Genomic DNA, 22,829 nt, shown 5'->3' with positions numbered 1-22,829 from the left:
AAAACCCAAAACCGGCGTCTACCGCCGGTATAGACCTTGCCGGTCAGACAGGATCGTTGCGAGTCAGCAACTCGTCAGGAAGATGCACAATATAATCGTCCTCCTGCGGTGGCATCTGCACGTGGTACCCCTGCTCCCGAAGATTGAGCAGCACCTTGCCGATATCTTCCTGGGCAAGCTTGCGCTCTTCAGTGAGCACCAGATCCATTGCGTGTTCGGCACGCCCGAACAAAGTCTTCAGCTCAGCGGGCACCTCCGCCAAGCCTTTTTCTCTGGGCACATACAAGTACATCCCCATTTTCTTGCTGCTACGGTAAATGGAGCAAAGCACCTTCATTGCGCTTCCTCAGTATGGTCGTTGGCAACCGCCAAGAGCGCGTCGCCCATTAGGTCCCTGCGCCAACCAGTGAGCTCTTCCGGCAACTGATATGGTCCGTTAGGAAAGCCCGTGCGCAGCATCGCTTCCAGTACTTTCTTGCGCAGTATGATCTCGGGAGCAATATTCAACCTGTCCGCCTCAGCCTGCCCTACTTTGCGCATCAGTTTTAACAGACGGTTAGCCGCTGCGGGCAAGGGTTCCGGCAAGCGCTCTGGGTAGTCTGTAGGATCGGCAGCCTGACCTTCACGAATAAGTCTAAGCAGCGTTTCGCCATCCTGGCGGACGGTTCGTGGGTGCATATCCTCGATCCGAGATAGCGCCTGCAGGTTATCAGGCTGCTGCTGCGCCAAAGGGCACAGTGCGCGCTCGCGCACCAGCCGGTTGCGTGCCTGGTCGCGCTGACGCGCCTCGGTTTCACGCCAAAACGCCAAGCGCTGCAAAATAGCCAGCTGCGGCGGATTAAGGCGCCAAGCCTGTTTTACCTGCTGATAAGCCAACTCAGGATTCGTCGTCTGACCGCTGGCAGCAACCTGGTCTGCAGTATCTGCAAACAACCATGCCTCAACACCTGCCTCGGCAATCCGCGGTGCGAGTATCTGATACACCTCCGCCAGGTGCTGAGCATCTCGCGCCGCATACTCGATTTGCGCTGCGCTAAGCGGTCGCTGGACCCAGTCCGAGCGGGTTTCCTCCTTGGGTAGGTCAATATTCAATAGCGCACTGACCAATCTCGAGTAACCCATCGAAAAATCCATACCCAAAAAGGCTGCTGCCAGCTGGGTATCAAACAGGGGCAATGGATGCACGCCACAAAGGCGAGAAAAGACCTCAAGGTCTTCGCTGCAGGCGTGCAGCACTTTAACTACATCAGGCGCCTGCAGCAGCTCAACCAATGGTGCCCAATCCGTTATTGCCAAGGGGTCAATCAGGTAAGCGCGCTCGCCATCACCGATCTGAATCAAACCGGCGATAGGATAGAAAGTCTCGGTACGAACAAACTCGGTATCAACGGCAACGTAGGGTAGTGTCAGCCAATGCGCGCACCAGGTTGCCAGCTCGGCATTTTGGTCGATCATCAGCGGTGGAACCAACGGGCTATTCATGGGAAGCCTTTTCAATAAATTGTCGCCAGTATAACTGATCTGTAACCGCTCTGCCCCGGCGACATTTTGCTGTAATGCACTATCAAGTTTGATCAGGATCAACCGATAAACAAAGAGTATTGATCATACTGTAAGCTGCTACGCACAAGCGCTGTCAGCCATCACCATCAACTGCAAATTTGGAGTATGCATGCAATTTCTTCAGCACCTGCCACTGAAGTACAAATTCTGGGCAGTCAATAGCGTCGCATTTATCTCAACGCTCTTGCTGGTTCTGGTGGCTGTAGGGATAGAGCAAGACAGCATTCAGACACACCGCATGCAGTTAGGCAAAGCGCTAATCACGCAAGAGACGCCTGAGCGCCCGGTACTGCCCGGTTTGCGCTGGGTAAACAACGCTGCGCTGGGCTCCGCTACCGGAGCATCGGCAACCTGGTATGCAGCAGCCGAGCTACCAGCAGGCCTTCCCGCTGACCTGCATGGCGTATGGGTGAAACAAGATCGTGCGCTGGGTATTGAAAGCCAGAACTACATTGATCTGCTGTTCCAACGCGCTCCCTTTTATGCTCTGGTGGTTTCCGTGCTGATGGTGCTGGTATTGGCCGTGTCGCAGCTGCTTATCCTGTTTATTACCCGGAATATTATCAGTTTGCGCGATACCATGACCCAAGTGCAAAACACGGGTGACCTGACTTTGCGCGCCAAGGCTACCAGCCGTGACGAAGTAGGCTCCATGGCAACCGCCTTCAATGCGATGCAGCAAGCACAACAACAAGTGGTGTCGGCTGTACGGCAGGCATCGCTTGAGCTTGACCAGGGTGCAAGCAACCTTGCCAACTTGATGAGTCAGGTACGCGATGGCATGGTGCAACAACAGGGGCAAACTGATCAGGTAGCCGCGGCCGTTAACGAAATGAGCGCCACCGTGCAGGACATCGCCGGTAATACCTCTACCACCCGCGATCAATCAACCCAGGCAGACACACTAGCCAGCGGCGGCCGTGATCAGGTCGAGCAGGTACGCCGAACTATCACCGGACTGGCCACCAGCATTGAGCGTTGCACACAGCATATGCAGACACTGGCGGAAAACAGCGAAGATATCAGCGGTGTTGTCCAGGTCATCCGCAGCATTGCCGAGCAAACCAATCTGTTGGCACTGAACGCCGCTATTGAGGCCGCTCGTGCGGGCGAGTCTGGGCGAGGTTTTGCTGTGGTAGCTGATGAAGTGCGCGCCCTGGCCCAACGGGTGCAAAACTCGACCGACGATATCCAGCGCATGATAGAAACGCTGCAGACCGGCACGCAGGTGGCCGTACAGGACATGCAAGCCAGTTCCGGCCTGACTCATGATTCCGTAGAACAGGTCGCTCAGGCAGGTGAGTCGCTACACGAGATCGCCAGTGCGGTGAGCCAGATCAGCCAGGGCAATAGCGAGATCGCTTCCGCGGTTGATCAGCAAAGCCAGGTGGCTGAAGCAATCACTCAGAGCATCGTAGAAATACGCGATGTGACCGAGCGCACCGTAGACCAAACCATGCAGAGCGCCGCCACAAGTGACCAGCTGGCGAAACTGGCGCACCAATTGAAGCTTTCAGTCAGCAAATTGAAATCATAAAAAACGGCCCTAAGGGCCGTTTCAATGAACAAGTGTGACTCACTCCAGCTCAATACGATCACTATTGTTGGCCAGTGTGCTCGGGCCTATACCCTTGACCGCAGTCAGACCTTCTACTGAAGTGAAGGCCCCATTCTGCTCACGGTAATCAACTATCGCCTGTGCTTTGGCAGCGCCCACACCCTGCATGACTTCGGCAATTTCATCAGCACTGGCTGTATTGATATTGACGCTGACCAACGGTTCCGTGGCCGCAGCCCCGGTTTCATCGGCGAATACCGGTGACATAAGACAGCAGGATAAAACCAGGCAGAACGCGGTAACGAGTTTACGCATGTGACTCTCCTTAGCATTGTTTGAATGTGCCGCACTGAAGGAACGCACTTCAGCAGCATTGCTCGCTGTCCCTGCGGCATCAAAAACACTAAAGCAAAGGCCGGCCGAGTAAAAACCCGGCCGGCCTTGAATGTGACACCAATCTCGTTTGCCTTGCTAATTAGTTCAACGCTGAGCGTCCAGGCCGCGCTGCAAGTCAGCCTTGAGATCTGCAACCTCTTCCAGACCAATAGCCAAACGAATCAACCCATCACCAATCCCGGCCGCTGAGCGCGCCTGCGGCGTCAGCCTGCCATGCGTGGTAGTTGCCGGATGCGTGATGGTGGTTTTGCTATCACCCAGATTCGCGGTAATTGACAGCAAGCGGGTAGCATCAATGAAGCGCCAGGCTGCATCACGGCCGCCTTTTAACTCGAAGCTGACAACCGCGCCAAAAGCGGACTGCTGCGCTTTAGCCAGCTCGTGCTGCGGATGGCTTGGCAAGCCAGCGTAATAAACGTGCTCAACTTCAGGCTGCTGATTCAACCATTCGGCAAGCGTCTGAGCAGACTCACAATGGGCACGCATGCGCAGGCGCAAGGTTTCCAGCCCCTTAAGAAATACCCAGGCATTGAACGGGCTGAGTGTCGGTCCTGCCGTACGCAAAAAGCCGACCAATTCCTGCATGTGCTCTTTTCGCCCACACACAACGCCGCCCAGGCAGCGGCCCTGCCCATCAATGTACTTGGTGGCTGAGTGCACGACGATATCGGCACCCAGGGTCAACGGCTTCTGCAATGCAGGCGTACAGAAACAATTATCTACCACCAACAACGCACCCTGCTGCTTGGCCACGCCAGAAAGCGCGCGGATGTCCGCCAATTCAGCCAGCGGATTGGACGGCGATTCAAGAAACAGCATCCGCGTATTGGGCTTGCATGCGCTTTGCCAGGCGCTCACATCCGACAGCGGGACGTAGTCCACCTCAACGCCAAAGCGCTTAAGATACTTTTCGCAGAGGGTTACCGTGGAGCCAAACACACTGCGCGAGACCAGGATATGATCACCCGCGGAGCAGAGGCTCATGACAGTCGCCAGAATAGCCGCCATTCCAGAGGCTGTCGCAACCGCTTGCTCAGCCTCTTCCATCAACGCAATGCGCTCCTCAAAGGTGCGCACTGTGGGATTCATGTAACGTGAATAGACGTTGCCATCCGACTCACCAGCAAAGCACGCAGCCGCTTCTGCGGCGCTGCGAAACACATAGCTGGACGTCAGGAACAAGGCCTCTCCGTGCTCGGCTTCAGGGCTACGGCGTTGCCCGGCGCGCACCGCCAATGTGTCAAAGCCGACCCCTTCCAGATCACTGTCGAGACGACCTGCCTGCCAATCTTGCGTCATGCTAAAAACCCCTTGTACTGCGCCTTGGAGCTAAAGCGCAGGCATTACTGTCAGTTGTTATGCAGATCGATGACTGCGTCCGCACTTTCAGCACTGGATTTAGCCGAATCGTTACGCGCCTGTTCAATCTTGCCGAGGTAGGCCTCACTCACATCGCCGGTCACGTATTCGCCGTTGAACACCGAGCAATCATAGCGCTTGATGTCCGGGTTGCCCTCAGACACAGCATCAATCAAGTCGTGAAGATCCTGATAAATCAGCCAGTCAGCGCCAATCAACTCAGCCACCTCTTCGGTGGTACGCCCATGGGCAATCAGCTCATGCGGTGTCGGCATGTCGATGCCGTAGACATTGGGGTATCTCACCGCAGGCGCGGCCGAGCAGAAATAGACACTAGCCGCACCGGCTTCGCGAGCCATCTGGATGATCTGCTTGCAAGTGGTCCCGCGCACAATGGAATCATCTACCAGCAAAACGTTTTTACCGCGGAACTCCAGATCGATCGCATTCAATTTCTGACGTACCGATTTCTTACGTGCGGCCTGCCCAGGCATGATAAAGGTTCGGCCAATATAGCGATTCTTGACAAAGCCTTCACGGAACTTGACGCCCAAGTGATTAGCCAGCTCCACTGCAGACGTACGACTGGTGTCCGGAATCGGGATAACCACATCGATACCGTGGTCAGGACGTTCGCGCTCAATCTTTTCAGCCAGCTTCTCGCCCATGCGCAAGCGCGCTTTGTAGACCAACACCTTGTCGATCATGGAGTCGGGGCGCGCGAGATAAACGTGCTCAAAAATGCACGGAGAGTATTCCTGGTGAGTAGAACACTGGCGGGTGAAAAGCTCGCCCTTGTCGGTGATGTACACCGCTTCACCGGGTCCCAGATCACGAATCAAGTCAAACCCGAGCACATCCAGAGACACGCTTTCTGATGCAATCATGTACTCAACGCCGTTCTCGGTTTCGCGCTTACCAAAAACGATAGGTCGAATAGCGTTTGGATCGCGGAAGCCGACGATCCCGTACCCGGTAACCATAGCCACCGCAGCATAACCACCACGACAGCGCTCATGCACTGCCCTTACCGCATTGAAGATGTCATCTTCGCTCGGCTGCAGCTTGCCGCCGCGCGCCAACTCGTGGGCGAACACGTTCAGCAAGACCTCAGAGTCAGACGTCGTATTCACGTGGCGCAAATCGGACTCGTAAATCTCACGAGATAGCTGCTCGACGTTGGTCAGATTGCCGTTGTGCGCCAGGGTTATACCGTAAGGCGAGTTAACATAAAACGGCTGAGCTTCAGCAGAGCTGGAGGAACCAGCGGTTGGGTAACGAACATGACCAATGCCCATGTTGCCGACCAGGCGCTGCATGTGACGCTGATGAAAAACATCGCGAACCAAACCATTATCCTTGCGCAGGAACAGACGTCCCCGATCGCAGGTCACAATGCCGGCGGCGTCCTGGCCGCGGTGCTGCAGGACGGTCAGGGCATCATAGAGCGCCTGATTGACGTTCGATTTGCCCACTATGCCAACAATGCCACACATGCCTAAACACCTTTTTCGTTGAGAAAATGAAAATCATCCAACGCTAGCGCCGGATCAGCGGCCAGCCAGTTGCAGAATAAAATTCTTGGACCAGTCGGCCACGAGTAAAAAGTGAGGAATCATGACTGACTCTCGCCACCAGGTATCACCGTCGACTGGGGCCAGGCTCAGCAGCCCCACCATCACCACGACCAGTAGGCCGCCGCGAGCGGCGCCAAATACCATTCCTAAAAAGCGATCAGTACCACTAAGACCTGTCGCCTTTACCAGTTGGCCGATCAAGTAATTGATCAAGCCACCCAGTAGCAAAGTCAGTATGAAGAGAATAGAACAGGCTGCGATGACACGCAGCGACGGGGTGTCAATATAGGGAGCCAGCAGCTCGGCGAGTGCACCGCCAAACAACCAGGCGACCAGGCCAGCCAGAACCCAGGTGACCAAGGACAGCGCTTCTTTAACGAAGCCTCTGGTCAAGCTGATCAGGGCCGATACAACAATGATGGCGATGATAGCCCAATCAACCCAGGTAAACGACACGGTCACGACACCCTGTTACGCAAAGAGCGGTATTCTAGCAGAGCAGTAAAGGCCATCGAAACAGCAATCTTGCCCTACTCTGCTTTTAGCTGGGTTGGCGAGCCAACCAGAACGCCTCAAAGGACCGAGTCAACCCCGACCGCTGTCCTTGTCATAGGCAACAACCAGCCCCTTGCTACCGCGCTTGCTCGCCAGTTCGTCACGCACGCGGTTAGCTGCATCGCGGCTCGCTAACGGCCCAACATAAACCCGGGTGATCGGCTTGCCTTGTATGGTTACCGAATAGGTATAAGAGTTGTAGCCTTGGCTGCGCAGCGTTTCACTCAAACCTTCGGCGTTACTGTTACTGGAGAAGCTGCCCAGCTGAATCACCCAGTCACCCGTCGCCTTGGGGGCTTCTTCTACCGGCGCAGGCTCAGGGGTGACTTCAACGACTTCGGGCTTCGCTTCCGGTTCCGGTGCCTTGGCCGCTTCAGCCTCTACTTGCTCCTGCGCGCGCTGCTCGGCAGCAGACTGTGGCGTTGGGATAGTGGGGACCTGGGGCGTGGCAGGCAGTACTACTGGCTCGGCAGGTGCGATAGGTTGCTGATTGAGAACCGGAGCCTCCGGCACATCAACCACCACCTCGACTGTTTCATCCTGCCCAGATAGCAGCATGGGCAAAAACACCACTGCCGCAATAACCAGCACGACCGCACCGATGATGCGCTGTTTCAGACCTTCATCCATCTATCAGTACTCCGGACGTCTCAGACAACCAGAGTATGGCGGCAGCGACAGAGAAAAACGACCCAAAAATAACAATTTCGGTCTGCGCATCAGAGTTATCCAGCGCTTGCGCTATGGCAGAGGCAATCGACGGGCATTCCTGCACACGCTCGCCCTGCCCGGCCAAATAACGGCAAAGATCGGCACTAGGTCGACTGCGCGGACTCTCGAGCGGCGCAACGTACCAGCACTCAAACAGCGCACCAAGCGGCGCATGAACGCCAGCAAGATCCTTGTCGGCCAGCAGCCCAAACACCGCCACCCTGCGGGCGTTGTGTCCAGCGAGCGCTGTTGCCATAAAGTTTGCCGCGTGCGGGTTGTGGCCAACATCCAGATAGAGGCAGCGGTCCTGTCCACGCCACACCAACTGTCGGCGCTCCAGCCTGCCAGGCGCCTTGGCGTCAACAAGCGCCTGCTTTACTTTTGCCTCGGATAACGCCAAATCAGCAAGCAAAAAAGCCTGCAACGCCGCGCTCAAGTTATCACGAGGCAAAGAGACGCTTGGAATTCCGGCGTATTCCACAAGCTGCGAGCCCACCCCGGCAAAGGCATCCCACTCGCTTCCAACCTGCGCATGCCAGCCAAAATCCCGCCCTCGCTGGTACAACCTGCAACCAAGAGCATCCACCTGACGCATAAAGCTTTCAGGCAGATCCTGTTCACCGCTAACGATCGGACGCCCTGAACGCAAAATGCCAGCCTTTTCAAAACCAACCGACTCCAACGTATCACCCAGGTATTCCTGGTGATCAAGGCCAATGCTGGTGACGACCGCTATATTGGCGTCCACTACGTTAACCGCATCAAGACGCCCACCCAACCCAACCTCAAGTACCACCGCGTCCAACTCCGCTGCGGCGAATAACCAGAGCGCAGCCAGGGTGCCAAACTCAAAATAGGTTAATGACACATCGCCGCGCGCTTCATCTACTACCGTAAAGGCCCGACAAAGCGCTTCATCGCTGACCATTTCGCCATTGATGCGCACTCTTTCGTTGTACTGAAGCAGGTGTGGCGAGGTGTAGCAGCCTGTCGCTTGACCCGCCGCCTGAAGTAACGACTCGAGCCCCGCACAAGTGGAGCCTTTGCCGTTGGTTCCCGTTACGGTAAAAACCAAGGGCGCAGGCTTGAGCACATCCAGTCGCTCGGCAACCTGGCGCACGCGCGCCAGGCCCATATCAATTTCTGTCGGATGCAGCCCCTCAAGCCGGGTCAACCACTCAGAAAGACTGCGCTTGGACATCAAGCCTCGCTTTGCTCAACCAGGTTTTCAACGGCTGGCGCCGGAGAGTTGGTAAAGATAGACAACATGCTACCCAGGCGATCACGCATCTCACTGCGGGCAATGATCATGTCGAGCGCACCGTGTGAAAGCAAAAATTCACTACGCTGAAATCCGGCAGGCAGCTTCTCACGGACGGTCTGCTCGATTACACGGGGGCCGGCGAAGCCGATAAGCGCATTAGGCTCAGCCACGTTGATATCACCCAACATCGCCAGGCTGGCAGACACACCGCCGTAGACTGGATCGGTCATGACCGAAACAAAGGGAATACCCTCTTCCTTCAGTCGAGCGAGGGCGGCACTGGTCTTGGCCATCTGCATCAGCGAAAACAAGGCTTCCTGCATGCGCGCGCCACCGGAGGCGGAGAAGCAAACATAAGGGATACGTTCACGCAATGCGATCTCGGCACCCCGAACAAAACGGGCCCCTACGACACTACCCATAGAACCGCCCATGAAATTAAACTCAAAGGCACTGGCTACAATCGGAGAGCCTTTGAGCTTGCCCTGCATAACGACCAGCGCATCTTTCTCACCGGTAGCTTTTTGCGCGGCAGTCAGGCGATCCTTGTATTTTTTGCTGTCACGAAACTTCAACCGATCAACCGGCTCAAGCTCGGCCGCGATCTCAGTGCGCTCTCCCTCGTCGAGAAAGATGTCCAGGCGCCGACGAGCGTTTATGCGCAGGTGATGACTGCACTTCGGGCAGACATCCAGGTTCTTTTCCAACTCGGGGCGGTACAGTACCGCTTCACATGAAGGGCACTTACGCCACAGTCCTTCAGGCACGCTACTCTTCTGTGCTTCCGAGCGCACGATGGAAGGAATCAGTTTATCCACCAGCCAATTGCTCATCGCCATTCCTTAATCTGTTTATCTGGTCACTCAGCCATCAGGGCCGCGTGATTAAATCTTTACCGGTCCATTGCTCCGCGCATTTCGCCAATAATAGCCGCGATACCTTTACGCGCGAGCTCTGGCTGAGACGCATGTTCGGCTATTTGATTAACCAATACCGACCCCACTACAACCCCGTCTGCCACGGCAGCAACGGCAGCAGCCGAAGCGCCATCACGGATACCAAAGCCAACACCAATCGGCAAATCAGTGACAGTGCGCAGCATATCCAACCGGTTTGCTACTTCGGTGACGTTCAAAGCACTGGACCCGGTCACACCTTTCAATGAAACATAATAGACATAACCACTTGCCTGCTCACAAATCAGCCGTGCGCGCTCTTTTGTCGTCGTCGGCGAAAGCAGGAAAATAGTGTCGAGTCCTTGTGCCTTGAACACCGGTGAGACGTCTGTGGCCTCTTCTGGCGGCAGGTCTACCGTCAACACGCCATCAACCCCAGCACTGGCCGCAGCCTCGGCAAATCGGGCATACCCCATACGTTCAATCGGGTTCAAGTACCCCATCAACACAACCGGCGTCTTATCATCATCCTCGCGGAAGCGCCGCACCATGTCCAGCACCTGAGCCAGGCTCACGTGATGAGCCAGTGCCCGCTCCATTGCCAATTGAATGACCGGACCATCAGCCATGGGGTCAGAAAATGGAATACCCAGCTCGATAATGTCTGCTCCGGCCGCAACCAGGTCATGCATCAGCGGCAAGGTCACCTCAGGCGCGGGATCACCAGCAGTAACATAAGGGATCAACGCCTTGCGACCTTTGGCCTGCAAGGCAGTAAAACAGTTTTTGATTCGGCTCATGTGACTCTCGTTAAATGCTGATGCCGTCAATGCCGGCGACCGTATGAATATCCTTGTCACCCCGACCAGACAGGTTGACCACCACAATTTCATCGGGGCGCATGGTTGCCGCTAATTTCATGGCGTAGGCAACCGCGTGACTGGACTCCAGTGCGGGCATGATGCCCTCAACCCGAGTCAGCTCACGAAAGGCTGTAAGTGCTTCTTCGTCGGTGGCGTCAACATACTCAACCCGACCGATATCCTTGAGCCAACTATGCTCAGGTCCAACACCGGGGTAATCCAAACCGGCAGAAACAGAATGTGTTTCAATAATCTGCCCAGCTTCATCCGACATCAGATAAGTGCGATTACCGTGCAGTACACCCGGTTGACCGGCGCTCAATGGCGCCGCGTGCTCACCCGTGGAGATGCCATGCCCACCAGCCTCGACACCATACATCTTGACGCTGTCATCATTGAGGAAGGGATGAAACAGGCCAATGGCATTGGAGCCACCGCCAACACAGGCCACCAACGCATCCGGTAAACGACCCGCCTGGATAAGGCATTGCTCGCGCGCCTCACGCCCGATCACGCACTGGAAGTCGCGAACCAGCTGAGGATACGGATGCGGACCTGCCACGGTACCAATGATGTAGAAGGTATCGTCGATATTGGTTACCCAATCACGCATTGCCTCGTTCATCGCGTCCTTCAGCGTCCTTGAACCTGAGGTTACCGGAATAACTTCGGCGCCCAGCAACTTCATACGATAGACGTTCAACGACTGGCGTTTGACGTCATCCGCTCCCATATAAACTTGGCATCTAAGGCCCAAACGAGCGGCGACGGTGGCTGTGGCGACGCCATGCTGGCCAGCGCCCGTTTCAGCGATCACCCGGGGTTTGCCCATGTGCTTCGCCAGCAAGGCCTGACCAACCGTGTTGTTTACCTTGTGAGCACCGGTATGGTTAAGGTCTTCACGCTTCAGGTAAATTTGTGCGCCACCCACCTTCGCGGTCAGCCGCTCGGCAAGATACAGCGGCGAAGGACGCCCTACGTAGTGCGCCAGGTCTCGATCGAACTCCGCCTGAAACGCAGGATCTGCGGACAGCGTACGGTAAAGTTTTTCCAGATCATCCAGCGCTTCCATCAGCGTTTCAGAGACAAATCGTCCGCCATAGGGACCAAAATGCCCACGCACATCGGGGACCGCAGAGTAATCGGTTTTGCTGAACTCAGACACGCTTCACCTCTTGAACAAAAGCGTTAATTTTCTCGACATCCTTGATGCCCTTGGCAGACTCGACGCCACCACTGACGTCCACAGCCCAAGGGGCGACTTCAGTAATAGCCTGCGCGACATTATCTACCGTCAAACCGCCGGCCAGCACCAGATTCCAGGGACGCTCGCCGGGCACCAAAGCCCAATCGAAAACCTCCCCTGTACCACCTGGCAAACCGGGTTTATAGCTGTCGAGCAGGATACCGTTAGCCTTTGGCCAGGCAGCGGCAACCGCAGACACATTCTGCTCAGGACGAACCCTGATTGCCTTCATATAGGGCCGGCTGAACTGGTCACAATAGGCTGCATCTTCGTTACCATGAAATTGCAGCAAGTCCAGCGGCACCTGTTGCAGAATCTCGCGCACGTATCCCGGATCAGCATCGACAAACAAGCCAACAGTGGTGATAAAAGGCGGTAAAGCGGCCACAATTTTAGCCGCTTGTTCAGCGTCAACAGCACGGGGGCTGGGCGCATAAAACACCAAGCCGATGGCATCTGCGCCTGAGTGAGCAGCAGCCAAAGCATCTTCAACACGAGTAATACCGCAGATTTTAATACGCGCCATAGGTGCGTTGGGACCTCTATTCGACAAGGGGACGATAGTAGCAGATAGCACTGCAGGCGTCAGTCAGCGACATCCGGCAGCGCTGACAGGAAGTGAGGACCCAGGTAACGCCGTGGTAATTCGAAGTGCTCAGGATAGGTCACATCTACCAGATATAAGCCATAGGCCGGCGCGGTAAGCCCGCCCTGCGCCCGATCGCGCGCCCGCAGCACCTCCGCAGCCCACTCAACCGGGCGCTCGCCGCAGCCTATCTGCATCAATACGCCGACGATATTGCGTACCATATGGTGCAAAAAGGCACTGGCCCGAATGTCCAGCACGATGAACTGACCATGACGCAACAGCTCAAGATGGTGAATGGTTTTGATCGGCGACTTTGCCTGACAGCCGACCGCGCGATAGGAGGTGAAGTCGTGCGTACCCAAGAGTGCCTGCGCTGCCTGACGCATCAGATCAATATCCAACGGACGGTAATTCCAGGTTACCTCCCGTGAAAGATGTGCTGGGCGCACTGGGTCGTTATAAATAACGTATCGATAGCGCCGAGCCATGGCAGAAAATCGAGCATGAAAATCGTCGCCCATCGGCTGTACCCAGCTGAGCGAAATATCTGCCGGCAGATTGGCATTTGCGCCATGGATCCAGTTGCGCGGTGAGCGCACGGCGTCGCTGTCAAAATGGATAATCTGACAAGAAGCATGCACGCCGGCATCCGTGCGACCGGCACAGAAAACCTGGACCGGATGATTGGCAACCCGGCTCAAGGCTTTTTCTACCGCTTCCTGAACGCTGGGCACGCCAGATTGCTGGCGCTGCCAGCCTCGATAAGCACTGCCGCGGTACTCGACACAAGCGGCCACCCTTGAAACAACAGCGGCCGCCTCAGGGGCGGCCGCTGGGTCCAGCTGATCAACATCCATCAATCGGTCAAGCGCTCCATCATCTCGCGAGCTTCCTGCTTCTGCTGCTCGTCACCTTCTTCAACCACTTCGTTGAGAATGTCACGAGCACCTTCACTGTCACCCATATCAATATAGGCACGAGCAAGATCAAGTTTGGTTGCAGACTCATCCGTTCCGGAAAGGAAATCAAATTCGTCGTCTTCGTCCAGATCACCAGCCACAGGCTCCTCCATCACATTATCGAGCGCCATCAACTCGTCATCTTTTTGCTCTTCATCTAACTCCAGCGAGTCCAGAGGCAGCGCAACATCTGCGTTCTCAGCGCTTCCGGCGACTTCATCAAGCTCAAGCTCGAAATCGGCAAGATCATCGTCAGAAAGACTAAAGTCTTCTTCTGCTGTCTTCTCAGTATTGGCTGTCTCATCCAACTCGAGGGACGCAAAATCATCTGCCGAGCCAGTTGACTGCAGATCATCAGTCAGCGACAGATCGAAGTCATCATCCAGGGTTATCTTGTCTTCAACAGCAGGCTCCAGACTCTCAACCTCGGTAAACTCAAGGGATTCGTCCAGCGACACGGCAGCGTCAGCAGCACTTGCACCGGGCTCGACAGCACCCTGCAGATCCTGATCACTCAAAGTGTCATCCAGATCAAAATCAAGATCAAAGTCCACTTCCTCTGGCTCTTCTGGCTCCAGCTTAGGTGCGTCTTCCGGCACAGCCGCTGCTGCAGGAGTATCGCCTAGTTCGAACTCGCTGAAATCGAAATCCATATCTTCTTCTGGAACTTCAGCTTCAGTAGTATCTGCCGGCATCTCAAAAGAGATGTCCTCGTCCGCACTGGCATCATAGGCAAGGCCAGCAGCCGCGCCTGCTACTGCAGCAGCCATCAACGGGAAGCGCGCATCCATTGCGTCAACCTGATCGTCTACGGTTCCAGCGGCACGCAGCGCCTCGTGCTGAGCACGATAACCCTCTGCGTTATCCAGCATACCTTCCACTTCCAGCAACTTGAGACGCAGGTCAGTGCGCTCTGGCTCGCTATTCAGGGCCTCGTTGAGGACCGCACGCGCCTCCTGTGGCTTACCATAAGCCAGCAGCCCCTCGGCTTCAGTCAGAGGGTCGACCGCAATACCGGAATCACCATCATCAAGCTCCGCTGCCAGGGCAACGTTGAAATCATCCGACTCTAGAGAAGAAGAATCACCATCTTGACCTTCGGCGGCATTGGCAATGAAGTTGTCGTTCATATCCGCTTCACGGCGCGCATTACGGCGAGACACTGCCATCAGCACCATCAATAGCAACAAGATCGCGACAACGCCACCACCAACCAAGAGCATCTGATTCTGCATCATGCGCTGCAACAGCGACTCTGCAGTCGCCATTTCCGGTTCTTCAGCGGGCTGAGCAACAGCTGCTTCAGACTCGGTTTCAGCCGCCTCAACCACTGGAGCAACGGGCTCCTCAAGGTCGACAGTCGCATCCTCTGCCTGCGGTTCTTCTGCGGCCAGATCTTCAGAAACCAGCTCCGGATCAACAGCCTCAACCTCTGGCTCAGTCGTTTCCATCACCTCAGCTGCTTCAGCCAGGGTCTCTTCGTTCGCAGCTAAACCATCCGCCTGTTCCTCAGCAATTGCAGCCTCAGAGGCCTGCTGCTCAAGCGCCGCAATTTCTTCCAGGTCAGCCTGAGGTTCGGCGGGCAGCTCACTATTCTGACCACTGGCGCTGATTTCTTGCTGTAGTGCTGCGAGCTGAGCATCCTTCAACTCCAGCAAGCGCTGCAATGTTTCCAGCTGGCCTTGAACGTCATCGAGGCGACCGACCATTTCAGCTTTTTCACGCTCGGCCGCGTCGAGTTGCTCCTTGGTCATATCCAGAGAGTCGCGCAGCTTGGCGGTGCTATTACCACCGGCCTCACCATCGCCAGCCCCTTCACTTACCTGCTCATCAGCACCGGACACCAGGCGCAGCGAGTCTTCGGCATCAACTTCTTCCGGCGCACTGCCAGCGCTTTCGCGTTGGCGTGCATCAAGTTGCGGTGCGGATGGCTCTTGCGGTGTCCTGGTAACAGGTGCCGAGCGGCCTTCTTGCCAAGCCCGATTTTGTTCCGCCACTTCCGCAACGGCCTGACTACCGCTGCGTTTGGTAGCCTGCTCACTGGTCGGTAGCTTTAAGGTTTGACCGGACTTGAGTTGATTTATATTGCCATTGATAAACGCGTCAGGATTCAGATCCAGAATCGCCAACATGGTCTGATGCACATTGGCACCAGAGGGACGTGACTTAAGGGCAACTTCCCATAAAGTGTCAGCGCGACTGGTACGCCACTCTGTCGAGCTGCGCTGCGGCGCGGCAGCTGGTGCCGATGGTTCCGCGTAAGGGCTTGCGCCTCTTGGTTGGGCTGGTGCAATGGTTGGCTGTGGTCGCGAAACAGGTGCCGCCGAACGCGGAGGCGTTACGGGCGTGCTGCTGACAGCAGAAGAAGGCTGATACAGAGGCGGATCAAGCAGTACGGTAAACTCACGCAGCACTTTGCCTGAAGGCCAACGCACTTCCATCAGGAAATTAAGATAGGGTTCGTTAACTGGCCGGTTTGAAGTAACGCGGATAACCGACTTGCCGTTGGGCTTAACTACCGGAGTGAACTTGAGATCAGTCAGAAAGAACGGGCGTTCAATACCTGCTCGCCCGAAATCGTCCGGCGAGGCCAGCATTGTGCGAATCTCTTCACTGCTGAGATCACGCACTTGTAGCAGATCAATCTCAGCATCCAGCGGCTGGTTTAACGACGAGCGCAGGTTAATGTCGCCTACTCCCAATGCTTGAACCATTCCCGTGGACATCAAGGCACTTGCTGCGGCAACAGCTATAACCAGTTTGCGAACCATAGCGAAAATCCTTTGCTTTTATCGTTTTCTCACGCTTCAACAGACCCTGCTGTGCTCAGACTGGCCTAAAACAAAAGCCCCCACCCAGTCTGGGAAAAAACAGCAACCGCCGAATCTAAACAGGGTTTGTATGCACAAACCTAAACCGCTTAGTACAGAAACACCAGCAAGTATCGATTACAAATAGTCTTTTATCAACAACTCGGCAAGCATAAGACTGTTAATTGCGACACCTTTCCGAAGATTATCAGAGACAATCCACATGTGAATAGTGTTCGGCTCAGTAGCATCTGCCCGGACACGCCCAACCCAAACGTTATCACTTCCAGTGGCGTCTGTTATGGGAGTGGGGAACCCACCAGCAGCTGGCTTATCCAGCACTTTGATACCCTTGGCGCGCCGCAGCATGTTAACAATGCGCTTAACGTCGGGCGCTTCAGCAAAAGTGACCTGCATCATTTGCGCACTACCGTAGAACAAAGGCACCATCACCGCATTGACCAAAACCGGCAGATCGGGAGCTTCGAGACAAGCCTGCACACCCGCAGTCAGCAATCGCTCTTCACGACTTGCGCCCGCCTCGTCCAGTTCGCTGACACAAGGCGACAGATTGAACGCGGCCTGCTTATCAAGCACGCCTTTATCTACTGGCTGGCCGTTAAGCAACTTACTGGTCTGCATTGCCAGAGCCTCGACTGCCGCTCGGCTATGGGTGGACATCGATTGATAGGTTGCAATACCCACACGCTGGATCGGCGCGATAGACGTTAGCGCCTTGAGGACGATCGCACTTTGTACAACCTGACTGTCCGGCGAGAACACCACGCCTTTCTCTTTCGACGAAGCCAGTGCGTGCGGATTAACCTCGGCAACCACAGCCTGACCACCCAGACTGCCACTGGTATCAACCAGCAACGCGCCAGCCGCACGAATCTTGGGCGCCCATTCCTGAACGAATGCGGCATCGCTCGCCATCACGACCACAGCGATCTGGCTGAAGTCAAAGCGCGAGATCGGCTCAACTCGCATACTTTGCCCTTTGATCATGCGCCGCTCACCGGCCTCATCATCGGCGTCCACCAAATGGAGATCGGTGAAGCTGAAGGTGTCGTCTTCCAGCACGCTGATCAGCATATCGCCTGCCAAGCCGCTTATACCAACAACCGCAACACCTGTTTTCTTACTCATAATCACCAACCAGTATTTGAATTCACTAAAAGACAAAGGGCACCCCTGACCAAGTCAGGGGTGCCCCGTATCAGTTCTTATCGAACTGAGCGGCCGTAAAAGCCTTAACCTTCTTGCAGGATACGCAGCATGCGACGCAGCGGTTCGGCCGCGCCCCACAATAGCTGATCACCTACAGTAAAGGCAGAAAGATACTGCGAGCCCATATTCAGCTTGCGCAGGCGCCCAACTGGCACATTCAGCGTACCGGTCACTGCGGTAGGCGTCAGTCCGGCCAAGGTCGCTTCCTTGGTGTTCGGAATGACCTGCGACCAGGGGTTATGCTCAGCCAGCAAGCCTTCGATATCGGCCAGCGGCACATCCTTGTTTAGCTTGATGGTCAATGCCTGGCTGTGGCAACGCATGGCACCCACGCGCACACAGATACCATCAACCGGAATAGGACGAGCGCTGCGACCAATAATCTTGTTGGTCTCAGCCTGCGCCTTCCACTCCTCACGACTCTGACCGTTAGGCAGCTGCTTATCAATCCAAGGAATCAGGCTACCCGCCAGCGGCACACCGAAATGCTCCGCTGGGAAAGCGTCGTCACGCAGCGTGGCCGCAACTTTGCGATCGATTTCCAGAATAGCACTGGCAGGGTCAGCCAACTGCTCGGCGACCGAGCCATGAATAGCACCCATCTGGTTAATGAGTTCGCGCATGTTCTGCGCACCAGAGCCGCTGGCTGCCTGATAGGTCATGGCACTCATCCACTCGACCATTCCCTGCTCAAACAGACCACCCAGCCCCATCAGCATCAAGCTAACAGTGCAGTTGCCACCCACGTAGGTTTTCACGCCATCACGCAGCGCCTGATCAATGTTGCGGCGATTAACCGGGTCCAACACGATCAGGGCCTCGTCTTCCATGCGCAGAGTGGAGGCGGCATCAATCCAATAGCCATTCCAGCCGTCAGCACGAAGCTTGGCATAGACTTCGCTGGTGTAATCCCCACCCTGACAGGTGATGATCACGTCCATGGGCTTGAGCGCTTCAAGGTCAAAGGCGTCTTTCAGCGCTGGGGTGTCCTTGCCAATATCCGGACCTTTGCCACCTACGTTCGAGGTGGTAAAAAACACCGGATCGATATCAGCAAAATCATTTTCGTCACGCATACGCTGCATCAGCACGGAACCAACCATGCCACGCCAACCAACTAGACCAACTCGCTTCATAACAACACCCCCGTGGGGTAACAAATTCAAAGAAGAAAGACGCCCGAGCAAAGTCGGGCGTTTTCGAATAATCGAACAGATTACAGGTTTTTGAGGGCCTCGGCCACGGCATCACCCATTTCAACGGTGCCTACCTTGCGGCATCCCTCAGAATATATGTCGCCGGTACGCAGGCCCTGATCCAGCACCAGGCTAACCGCTTGTTCAATGGCATCGGCCGCCTTTGTCTGCGCAAAGCTGTAACGCAGCATCATGGAAACAGACAGAATCGTCGCCAGTGGATTGGCGATACCCTGCCCGGCAATATCAGGCGCACTGCCGTGACATGGCTCGTACATACCCTTACCGTTCACATCCAGCGATGCCGAAGGCAGCATGCCGATGGAGCCAGTCAGCATCGACGCCTGATCAGACAGAATGTCACCGAACATGTTGTCAGTCACAATCACATCAAACTGCTTGGGCGCGCGCACCAGTTGCATGGCGCAGTTATCGACATACATGTGCGACAGCTCGACGTCCGGGTAGTCCTTGGCAACTTCTTCAACCACTTCACGCCACAACTGACTCGACGCCAGAACGTTAGCCTTATCAACTGAACACAGCTTCTTGTTGCGCACCATCGCCATATCGAAACCGACCTTGGCAATGCGGCGAATTTCGCTTTCGCTGTAGGGCAAGGTGTCGTAAGCCTGACGCTCACCATTCTCGAGCACGCGCTTCTCTCGCGGCTGGCCAAAGTAGATACCCCCGGTCAGCTCACGCACGATCAGAATATCCAGCCCCGAGACCACCTCAGGCTTGAGCGTGGATGAATCAGCCAGTTGCGGATAAAGAATCGCTGGCCGCAGATTACCGAACAGCCCCAACTCGGAGCGGATCTTCAACAGGCCGCGCTCAGGACGCAGGGCGGGATCAATCGTATCCCAGTTGGGGCCACCGACGGCGCCCAACAAGACTGCATCGGCCTTGCGTGCCCGTTCCAGCGTCTCATCGGCAAGGGGCACACCGTACTTATCATACGAAGCACCACCCAGCTCGCCAGACGACAGCTCAAAGCCCAAATCAAACTTTTGATTGGCCAGGTTCAACACCTTGACCGCCTCAGCCATGATTTCAGGACCAATACCGTCACCCTGAAGAATCAGAATCTGTTTAGTCATTCACTTCTCTCCATAAAGCGCCATTCAGGCACTAACAATACGGTTCAGCGACCGGCCCAGAGCACGATCACATCCGTGCTGAACGAGCCATCCGCGGTAATTTCAAAATAGCGCCGGACTTCTTCACCCATCGCCTGCTGCAGCGTTTTTATCGCCGTTTGCATCACCAACGGGGTACGCATGCGCTCTACCCAGGAAGTGAATTCGAGACGCAGGCGCTGTCGGCGCTGACGCTCAACCTGCAAACCCGCCTGGCTCATTTCCAGCAACCACTGCGCCGCCGAGTAATCACGTACATGGCTGGTATCACGCAGCACTTCAGCAGCCTGCAAGTAGGTATCGAGTTGCGGCAAACCGGGCGACATGACATCAACAAAAATCACCTGACCACCGGGCTTGAGCACCCGATGCACCTCGCGCAGAGCGCGTCCCAAATCCTGCCAGTGATGTGCCGAGTAACGACTAAAGACGAAATCGAAACTGGCATCCGCAAACGGCAAATATTCAGCAACGCCCTGCTGCAGCTTGATGTTATCCAGACCACGCTCAACCGCCGCCGCTTTAACCGTATCCAGCATCGCCTGGGATAGATCGTAAGCAACCACTTCGGCAAGCTGGCTGGCCACAAAAAAACTGACATGCCCGGCGCCACAACCCAAATCCAGCGCCCTGGCATGCGAGCACCCGGCGACCGCCTCATCCAGTGCAACAAACTCCTCGCCAGTGCTGTGCACCGTACTGGTGAGGTAAGCACTCGCCTGATCGCCAAACTGCCGCTCGACTACGCTGTTGTGCTCGCTTGTCATAAGGTGGCTCCTCGCCGGTTCAAGGCGTATCGGTTACGGCTGAATTGCACCGAACAGCCAAGGCTGACTCTGCTTGTGCTTCTGCTCAAACGCCGCAATGGCATCGGCGTCCTGCAACGTCAGGCCAATGTCGTCCAGACCATTAAGCAGGCAGTGCTTACGGAACGCGTCCACTTCAAAACTGTAGGTCCTGCCATCAGGGCAGATAACGGTCTGCGCCTCAAGATCAACCGTCAGCTCATAACCCTCTTGCGCTTCCGCCTGATCAAACAGATAGTCGATATCTTCTTCAGGCAAAACAATGGGTAACAAGCCATTCTTAAAGCTGTTGTTATAAAAAATATCGGCATAACTGGGCGCCAGAATGGTGCGAAAGCCGTATTCTTCCAAGGCCCATGGCGCATGCTCACGGCTCGAACCGCAGCCAAAGTTCTTACGCGCCAGCAGCACGCTAGCACCCTGATAGCGTGGCTGGTTAAGCACAAAATCGGTATTCAACGGACGGTTAGCACAGTCCTCACCCGGCTTGCCCTCATCCATATAGCGCCACTCATCAAACAGATTCTGGCCAAAGCCAGTGCGCTTGATCGACTTGAGAAACTGCTTGGGAATGATCTGATCGGTGTCTACGTTGGCACGATCCAGCGGCGCTACCAGGCCAGTGTGTTGAGTAAATGGCTTCATGCGCTCACCTCCTGATTCATCATTTCACGTACATCGACAAAGTGACCAGCGATCGCGGCGGCGGCGGCCATGGCAGGGCTGACCAAATGGGTACGCCCACCGTTGCCCTGACGCCCCTCAAAATTGCGGTTTGAGGTCGAAGCACAATGCTCACCCGACTCCAGTTTGTCTGGGTTCATAGCCAGGCACATGGAGCAGCCCGGATCACGCCACTCAAAACCGGCAGCCTTGAAGATCACATCCAGGCCTTCCTGTTCTGCCTGCTCCTTGACCAGACCAGAGCCGGGGACAACCATCGCCTGCTTGATGCTGGGCGCAACACTGCGACCCTTGGCAACGGCGGCAGCGGCGCGCAGGTCTTCAATGCGCGAGTTGGTGCAAGAGCCGATAAATACACGATCAAGCTGAATAGAAGTAATTGGCTGATTGGCCTCCAGGCCCATGTACTGCAGCGCGCGCTGATAGCCGCTGCGCTTGACCGAATCAGCTTCCTGAGCCGGATCCGGCACCAGTGCATCAACGGCGACGACCATTTCCGGGGAAGTACCCCAAGAGACCTGCGGCTTGATCTCCGCCGCGTTCAGGTCTACCACAGTGTCAAAATGCGCATCCGCATCGGAGACCAGATCTTGCCAGGACTCGACGGCCACTGCCCAGTCAGCACCCTTGGGCGCATAAGGACGACCCTTCACGTATTCGACGGTCTTCTCGTCGCACGCCACCAGGCCAACGCGCGCGCCCGCTTCAATCGCCATATTGCAGATAGTCATACGGCCTTCAACCGACAGGTCGCGAATGGCTGAACCGGCAAACTCAATGGCATGCCCGTTACCACCGGCAGTACCGATTTTGCCAATAACCGCCAGCACCACGTCTTTCGCCGTGACGCCAAAGCCCAGTTTGCCCTCAACGTTGACCAGCATGTTCTTCATTTTTTTGGCAACCAGGCACTGGGTAGCCAACACATGCTCGACTTCAGAGGTACCGATACCATGGGCCAAGGCAGCAAAAGCGCCGTGCGTCGCGGTATGCGAATCACCACAAACAATGGTCATACCTGGCAGTGTTGCGCCCTGCTCCGGCCCGACTACGTGAACAATACCCTGGCGGCGATCGGTCATCTGAAACTCGACAATACCGAACTCGTTACAGTTATCGTCGAGGGTGACGACCTGCAGCTTGGACACCGCATCATCAATGCCTGAGACACCCGCAGCCCGATTGGTGGTGGGCACGTTGTGATCCGGCGTCGCCAGGTTGGCGTCAATCCGCCATGGCTTGCGGCCAGCCAGGCGCAGGCCTTCAAACGCTTGTGGCGAAGTTACTTCGTGCAGCAACTGGCGATCTATATAGATCAATGCCGAACCATCATCGCGCTGCTTAACCAGATGGTTGTCCCACAGCTTGTCGTAAAGCGTTTTCGCAGACATGCGGTACTCCTCAAATCAGACTATGACCGCTATC

At 55.7% G+C, this 22,829-nt stretch carries 21 protein-coding genes; 1 reads left to right on the top strand and 20 read right to left on the bottom strand.

Annotated features, from left to right (window positions below; all coding sequences use genetic code 11):
- Window positions 1–43: 43 nt before the first annotated feature.
- Both EF096_RS17490 and rnd read right to left on the bottom strand, forming a co-directional pair.
- Window positions 44–337, bottom strand: a complete 294-nt coding sequence (locus tag EF096_RS17490; RefSeq protein WP_123891075.1) for a YcgL domain-containing protein — start codon at window positions 335–337, stop codon at window positions 44–46.
- Window positions 334–1,482, bottom strand: a complete 1,149-nt coding sequence (rnd, locus tag EF096_RS17485) for a ribonuclease D (RefSeq protein WP_235869784.1) — start codon at window positions 1,480–1,482, stop codon at window positions 334–336. The genes EF096_RS17490 and rnd overlap by 4 nt, the downstream gene beginning before the upstream one ends.
- A gap of 190 nt (window positions 1,483–1,672) precedes the next feature.
- Between rnd and EF096_RS17480 the strand changes: the two genes are divergently transcribed.
- Window positions 1,673–3,100 (top strand): methyl-accepting chemotaxis protein, encoded by a 1,428-nt coding sequence (locus tag EF096_RS17480; RefSeq protein WP_123891074.1) that lies wholly within the window; start codon window positions 1,673–1,675, stop codon window positions 3,098–3,100.
- Window positions 3,101–3,139: 39 nt separating this feature from the next.
- On the opposite strand, the gene EF096_RS17475 is transcribed toward EF096_RS17480, so the two are convergent.
- The 18 genes from EF096_RS17475 to leuC form a co-directional block, all read right to left on the bottom strand.
- A complete protein-coding gene (locus EF096_RS17475) occupies window positions 3,140–3,436 on the bottom strand; it encodes a ComEA family DNA-binding protein (protein ID WP_123891073.1) in 297 nt (98 codons plus the stop codon).
- Window positions 3,437–3,601: 165 nt separating this feature from the next.
- Complete coding sequence (locus tag EF096_RS17470; protein WP_123891072.1) at window positions 3,602–4,816, bottom strand: O-succinylhomoserine sulfhydrylase; 1,215 nt, start codon at window positions 4,814–4,816, stop codon at window positions 3,602–3,604.
- Window positions 4,817–4,866: 50 nt separating this feature from the next.
- Entirely contained in the window at window positions 4,867–6,372 is a 1,506-nt protein-coding gene (gene purF / locus EF096_RS17465; RefSeq protein WP_123891071.1) for an amidophosphoribosyltransferase, read from the bottom strand.
- A 54-nt stretch (window positions 6,373–6,426) separates the two neighbouring features.
- On the bottom strand, window positions 6,427–6,909 hold the full coding sequence (locus EF096_RS17460) for a CvpA family protein (protein WP_123891070.1): 483 nt from the start codon (window positions 6,907–6,909) through the stop codon (window positions 6,427–6,429).
- 129 nt (window positions 6,910–7,038) lie between these two features.
- Window positions 7,039–7,638, bottom strand: coding sequence for an SPOR domain-containing protein (locus EF096_RS17455; protein WP_123891069.1), 600 nt, complete (start codon window positions 7,636–7,638; stop codon window positions 7,039–7,041).
- Window positions 7,631–8,920 (bottom strand): bifunctional tetrahydrofolate synthase/dihydrofolate synthase, encoded by a 1,290-nt coding sequence (gene folC / locus EF096_RS17450; RefSeq protein ID WP_123891068.1) that lies wholly within the window; start codon window positions 8,918–8,920, stop codon window positions 7,631–7,633. The genes EF096_RS17455 and folC overlap by 8 nt, the downstream gene beginning before the upstream one ends.
- Entirely contained in the window at window positions 8,920–9,816 is an 897-nt protein-coding gene (gene accD / locus EF096_RS17445; RefSeq protein WP_123891067.1) for an acetyl-CoA carboxylase, carboxyltransferase subunit beta, read from the bottom strand. Before accD ends, folC begins: the two co-directional genes overlap by 1 nt.
- A gap of 59 nt (window positions 9,817–9,875) precedes the next feature.
- Window positions 9,876–10,679 carry a tryptophan synthase subunit alpha gene (gene trpA / locus EF096_RS17440; RefSeq protein ID WP_123891066.1) on the bottom strand — a complete coding sequence of 268 codons (804 nt, stop codon included), beginning with the start codon at window positions 10,677–10,679 and terminating at the stop codon, window positions 9,876–9,878.
- A gap of 10 nt (window positions 10,680–10,689) precedes the next feature.
- Window positions 10,690–11,907, bottom strand: coding sequence for a tryptophan synthase subunit beta (gene trpB, locus EF096_RS17435; protein ID WP_123891065.1), 1,218 nt, complete (start codon window positions 11,905–11,907; stop codon window positions 10,690–10,692).
- Window positions 11,900–12,514: a phosphoribosylanthranilate isomerase gene (locus EF096_RS17430; RefSeq protein WP_123891064.1), complete on the bottom strand. Its 615-nt coding sequence runs from the start codon at window positions 12,512–12,514 to the stop codon at window positions 11,900–11,902. Before EF096_RS17430 ends, trpB begins: the two co-directional genes overlap by 8 nt.
- 59 nt (window positions 12,515–12,573) lie before the next feature.
- Window positions 12,574–13,434: a tRNA pseudouridine(38-40) synthase TruA gene (gene truA, locus EF096_RS17425; protein ID WP_123891063.1), complete on the bottom strand. Its 861-nt coding sequence runs from the start codon at window positions 13,432–13,434 to the stop codon at window positions 12,574–12,576.
- Window positions 13,434–16,307: a FimV/HubP family polar landmark protein gene (locus EF096_RS17420; RefSeq protein WP_123891062.1), complete on the bottom strand. Its 2,874-nt coding sequence runs from the start codon at window positions 16,305–16,307 to the stop codon at window positions 13,434–13,436. Before EF096_RS17420 ends, truA begins: the two co-directional genes overlap by 1 nt.
- A 177-nt stretch (window positions 16,308–16,484) precedes the next feature.
- On the bottom strand, window positions 16,485–17,495 hold the full coding sequence (locus EF096_RS17415; protein WP_123891061.1) for an aspartate-semialdehyde dehydrogenase: 1,011 nt from the start codon (window positions 17,493–17,495) through the stop codon (window positions 16,485–16,487).
- A 104-nt stretch (window positions 17,496–17,599) separates the two neighbouring features.
- The gene (gene asd, locus EF096_RS17410) at window positions 17,600–18,712 is read right to left on the bottom strand and encodes an aspartate-semialdehyde dehydrogenase (protein ID WP_123891060.1); all 1,113 of its coding nucleotides are present in this window, start codon (window positions 18,710–18,712) and stop codon (window positions 17,600–17,602) included.
- An 80-nt stretch (window positions 18,713–18,792) separates the two neighbouring features.
- A complete protein-coding gene (gene leuB, locus EF096_RS17405; protein ID WP_123891059.1) occupies window positions 18,793–19,875 on the bottom strand; it encodes a 3-isopropylmalate dehydrogenase in 1,083 nt (360 codons plus the stop codon).
- A 44-nt stretch (window positions 19,876–19,919) separates the two neighbouring features.
- The gene (locus EF096_RS17400) at window positions 19,920–20,681 is read right to left on the bottom strand and encodes a class I SAM-dependent methyltransferase (RefSeq protein WP_123891058.1); all 762 of its coding nucleotides are present in this window, start codon (window positions 20,679–20,681) and stop codon (window positions 19,920–19,922) included.
- Window positions 20,682–20,714: 33 nt separating this feature from the next.
- Window positions 20,715–21,365 carry a 3-isopropylmalate dehydratase small subunit gene (gene leuD, locus EF096_RS17395; protein WP_123891057.1) on the bottom strand — a complete coding sequence of 217 codons (651 nt, stop codon included), beginning with the start codon at window positions 21,363–21,365 and terminating at the stop codon, window positions 20,715–20,717.
- Complete coding sequence (gene leuC, locus EF096_RS17390) at window positions 21,362–22,795, bottom strand: 3-isopropylmalate dehydratase large subunit (RefSeq protein WP_123891056.1); 1,434 nt, start codon at window positions 22,793–22,795, stop codon at window positions 21,362–21,364. Before leuC ends, leuD begins: the two co-directional genes overlap by 4 nt.
- Between the last annotated feature and the right edge of the window lie 34 nt (window positions 22,796–22,829).

Origin of the sequence: Pseudomonas neustonica, assembly GCF_003797945.1 — a bacterium.
In the GTDB taxonomy this organism is placed as follows: Bacteria; Pseudomonadota; Gammaproteobacteria; order Pseudomonadales; family Pseudomonadaceae; genus Halopseudomonas; species Halopseudomonas neustonica.
This window is presented reverse-complemented; position numbering and strand designations above follow the sequence as displayed.

Excerpts from the sequence above, each read along its gene's own strand:
- EF096_RS17400 (WP_123891058.1), bottom strand. The coding sequence starts at position 20,681 with ATGACAAGCGAGCACAACAGCGTAGTCGAGCGGCAGTTTGGCGATCAG.
- EF096_RS17430 (WP_123891064.1), bottom strand. The coding sequence starts at position 12,514 with ATGGCGCGTATTAAAATCTGCGGTATTACTCGTGTTGAAGATGCTTTG.
- purF (WP_123891071.1), bottom strand. The coding sequence starts at position 6,372 with ATGTGTGGCATTGTTGGCATAGTGGGCAAATCGAACGTCAATCAGGCG.
- EF096_RS17415 (WP_123891061.1), bottom strand. The coding sequence starts at position 17,495 with ATGAGTAAGAAAACAGGTGTTGCGGTTGTTGGTATAAGCGGCTTGGCA.
- rnd (WP_235869784.1), bottom strand. The coding sequence starts at position 1,482 with ATGAATAGCCCGTTGGTTCCACCGCTGATGATCGACCAAAATGCCGAG.
- EF096_RS17480 (WP_123891074.1), top strand. The coding sequence starts at position 1,673 with ATGCAATTTCTTCAGCACCTGCCACTGAAGTACAAATTCTGGGCAGTC.
- EF096_RS17470 (WP_123891072.1), bottom strand. The coding sequence starts at position 4,816 with ATGACGCAAGATTGGCAGGCAGGTCGTCTCGACAGTGATCTGGAAGGG.
- trpA (WP_123891066.1), bottom strand. The coding sequence starts at position 10,679 with ATGAGCCGAATCAAAAACTGTTTTACTGCCTTGCAGGCCAAAGGTCGC.
- accD (WP_123891067.1), bottom strand. The coding sequence starts at position 9,816 with ATGAGCAATTGGCTGGTGGATAAACTGATTCCTTCCATCGTGCGCTCG.
- EF096_RS17420 (WP_123891062.1), bottom strand. The coding sequence starts at position 16,307 with ATGGTTCGCAAACTGGTTATAGCTGTTGCCGCAGCAAGTGCCTTGATG.
- EF096_RS17490 (WP_123891075.1), bottom strand. The coding sequence starts at position 337 with ATGAAGGTGCTTTGCTCCATTTACCGTAGCAGCAAGAAAATGGGGATG.
- leuC (WP_123891056.1), bottom strand. The coding sequence starts at position 22,795 with ATGTCTGCGAAAACGCTTTACGACAAGCTGTGGGACAACCATCTGGTT.
- folC (WP_123891068.1), bottom strand. The coding sequence starts at position 8,920 with ATGTCCAAGCGCAGTCTTTCTGAGTGGTTGACCCGGCTTGAGGGGCTG.
- asd (WP_123891060.1), bottom strand. The coding sequence starts at position 18,712 with ATGAAGCGAGTTGGTCTAGTTGGTTGGCGTGGCATGGTTGGTTCCGTG.
- EF096_RS17455 (WP_123891069.1), bottom strand. The coding sequence starts at position 7,638 with ATGGATGAAGGTCTGAAACAGCGCATCATCGGTGCGGTCGTGCTGGTT.
- truA (WP_123891063.1), bottom strand. The coding sequence starts at position 13,434 with ATGGATGTTGATCAGCTGGACCCAGCGGCCGCCCCTGAGGCGGCCGCT.
- EF096_RS17475 (WP_123891073.1), bottom strand. The coding sequence starts at position 3,436 with ATGCGTAAACTCGTTACCGCGTTCTGCCTGGTTTTATCCTGCTGTCTT.
- leuB (WP_123891059.1), bottom strand. The coding sequence starts at position 19,875 with ATGACTAAACAGATTCTGATTCTTCAGGGTGACGGTATTGGTCCTGAA.
- leuD (WP_123891057.1), bottom strand. The coding sequence starts at position 21,365 with ATGAAGCCATTTACTCAACACACTGGCCTGGTAGCGCCGCTGGATCGT.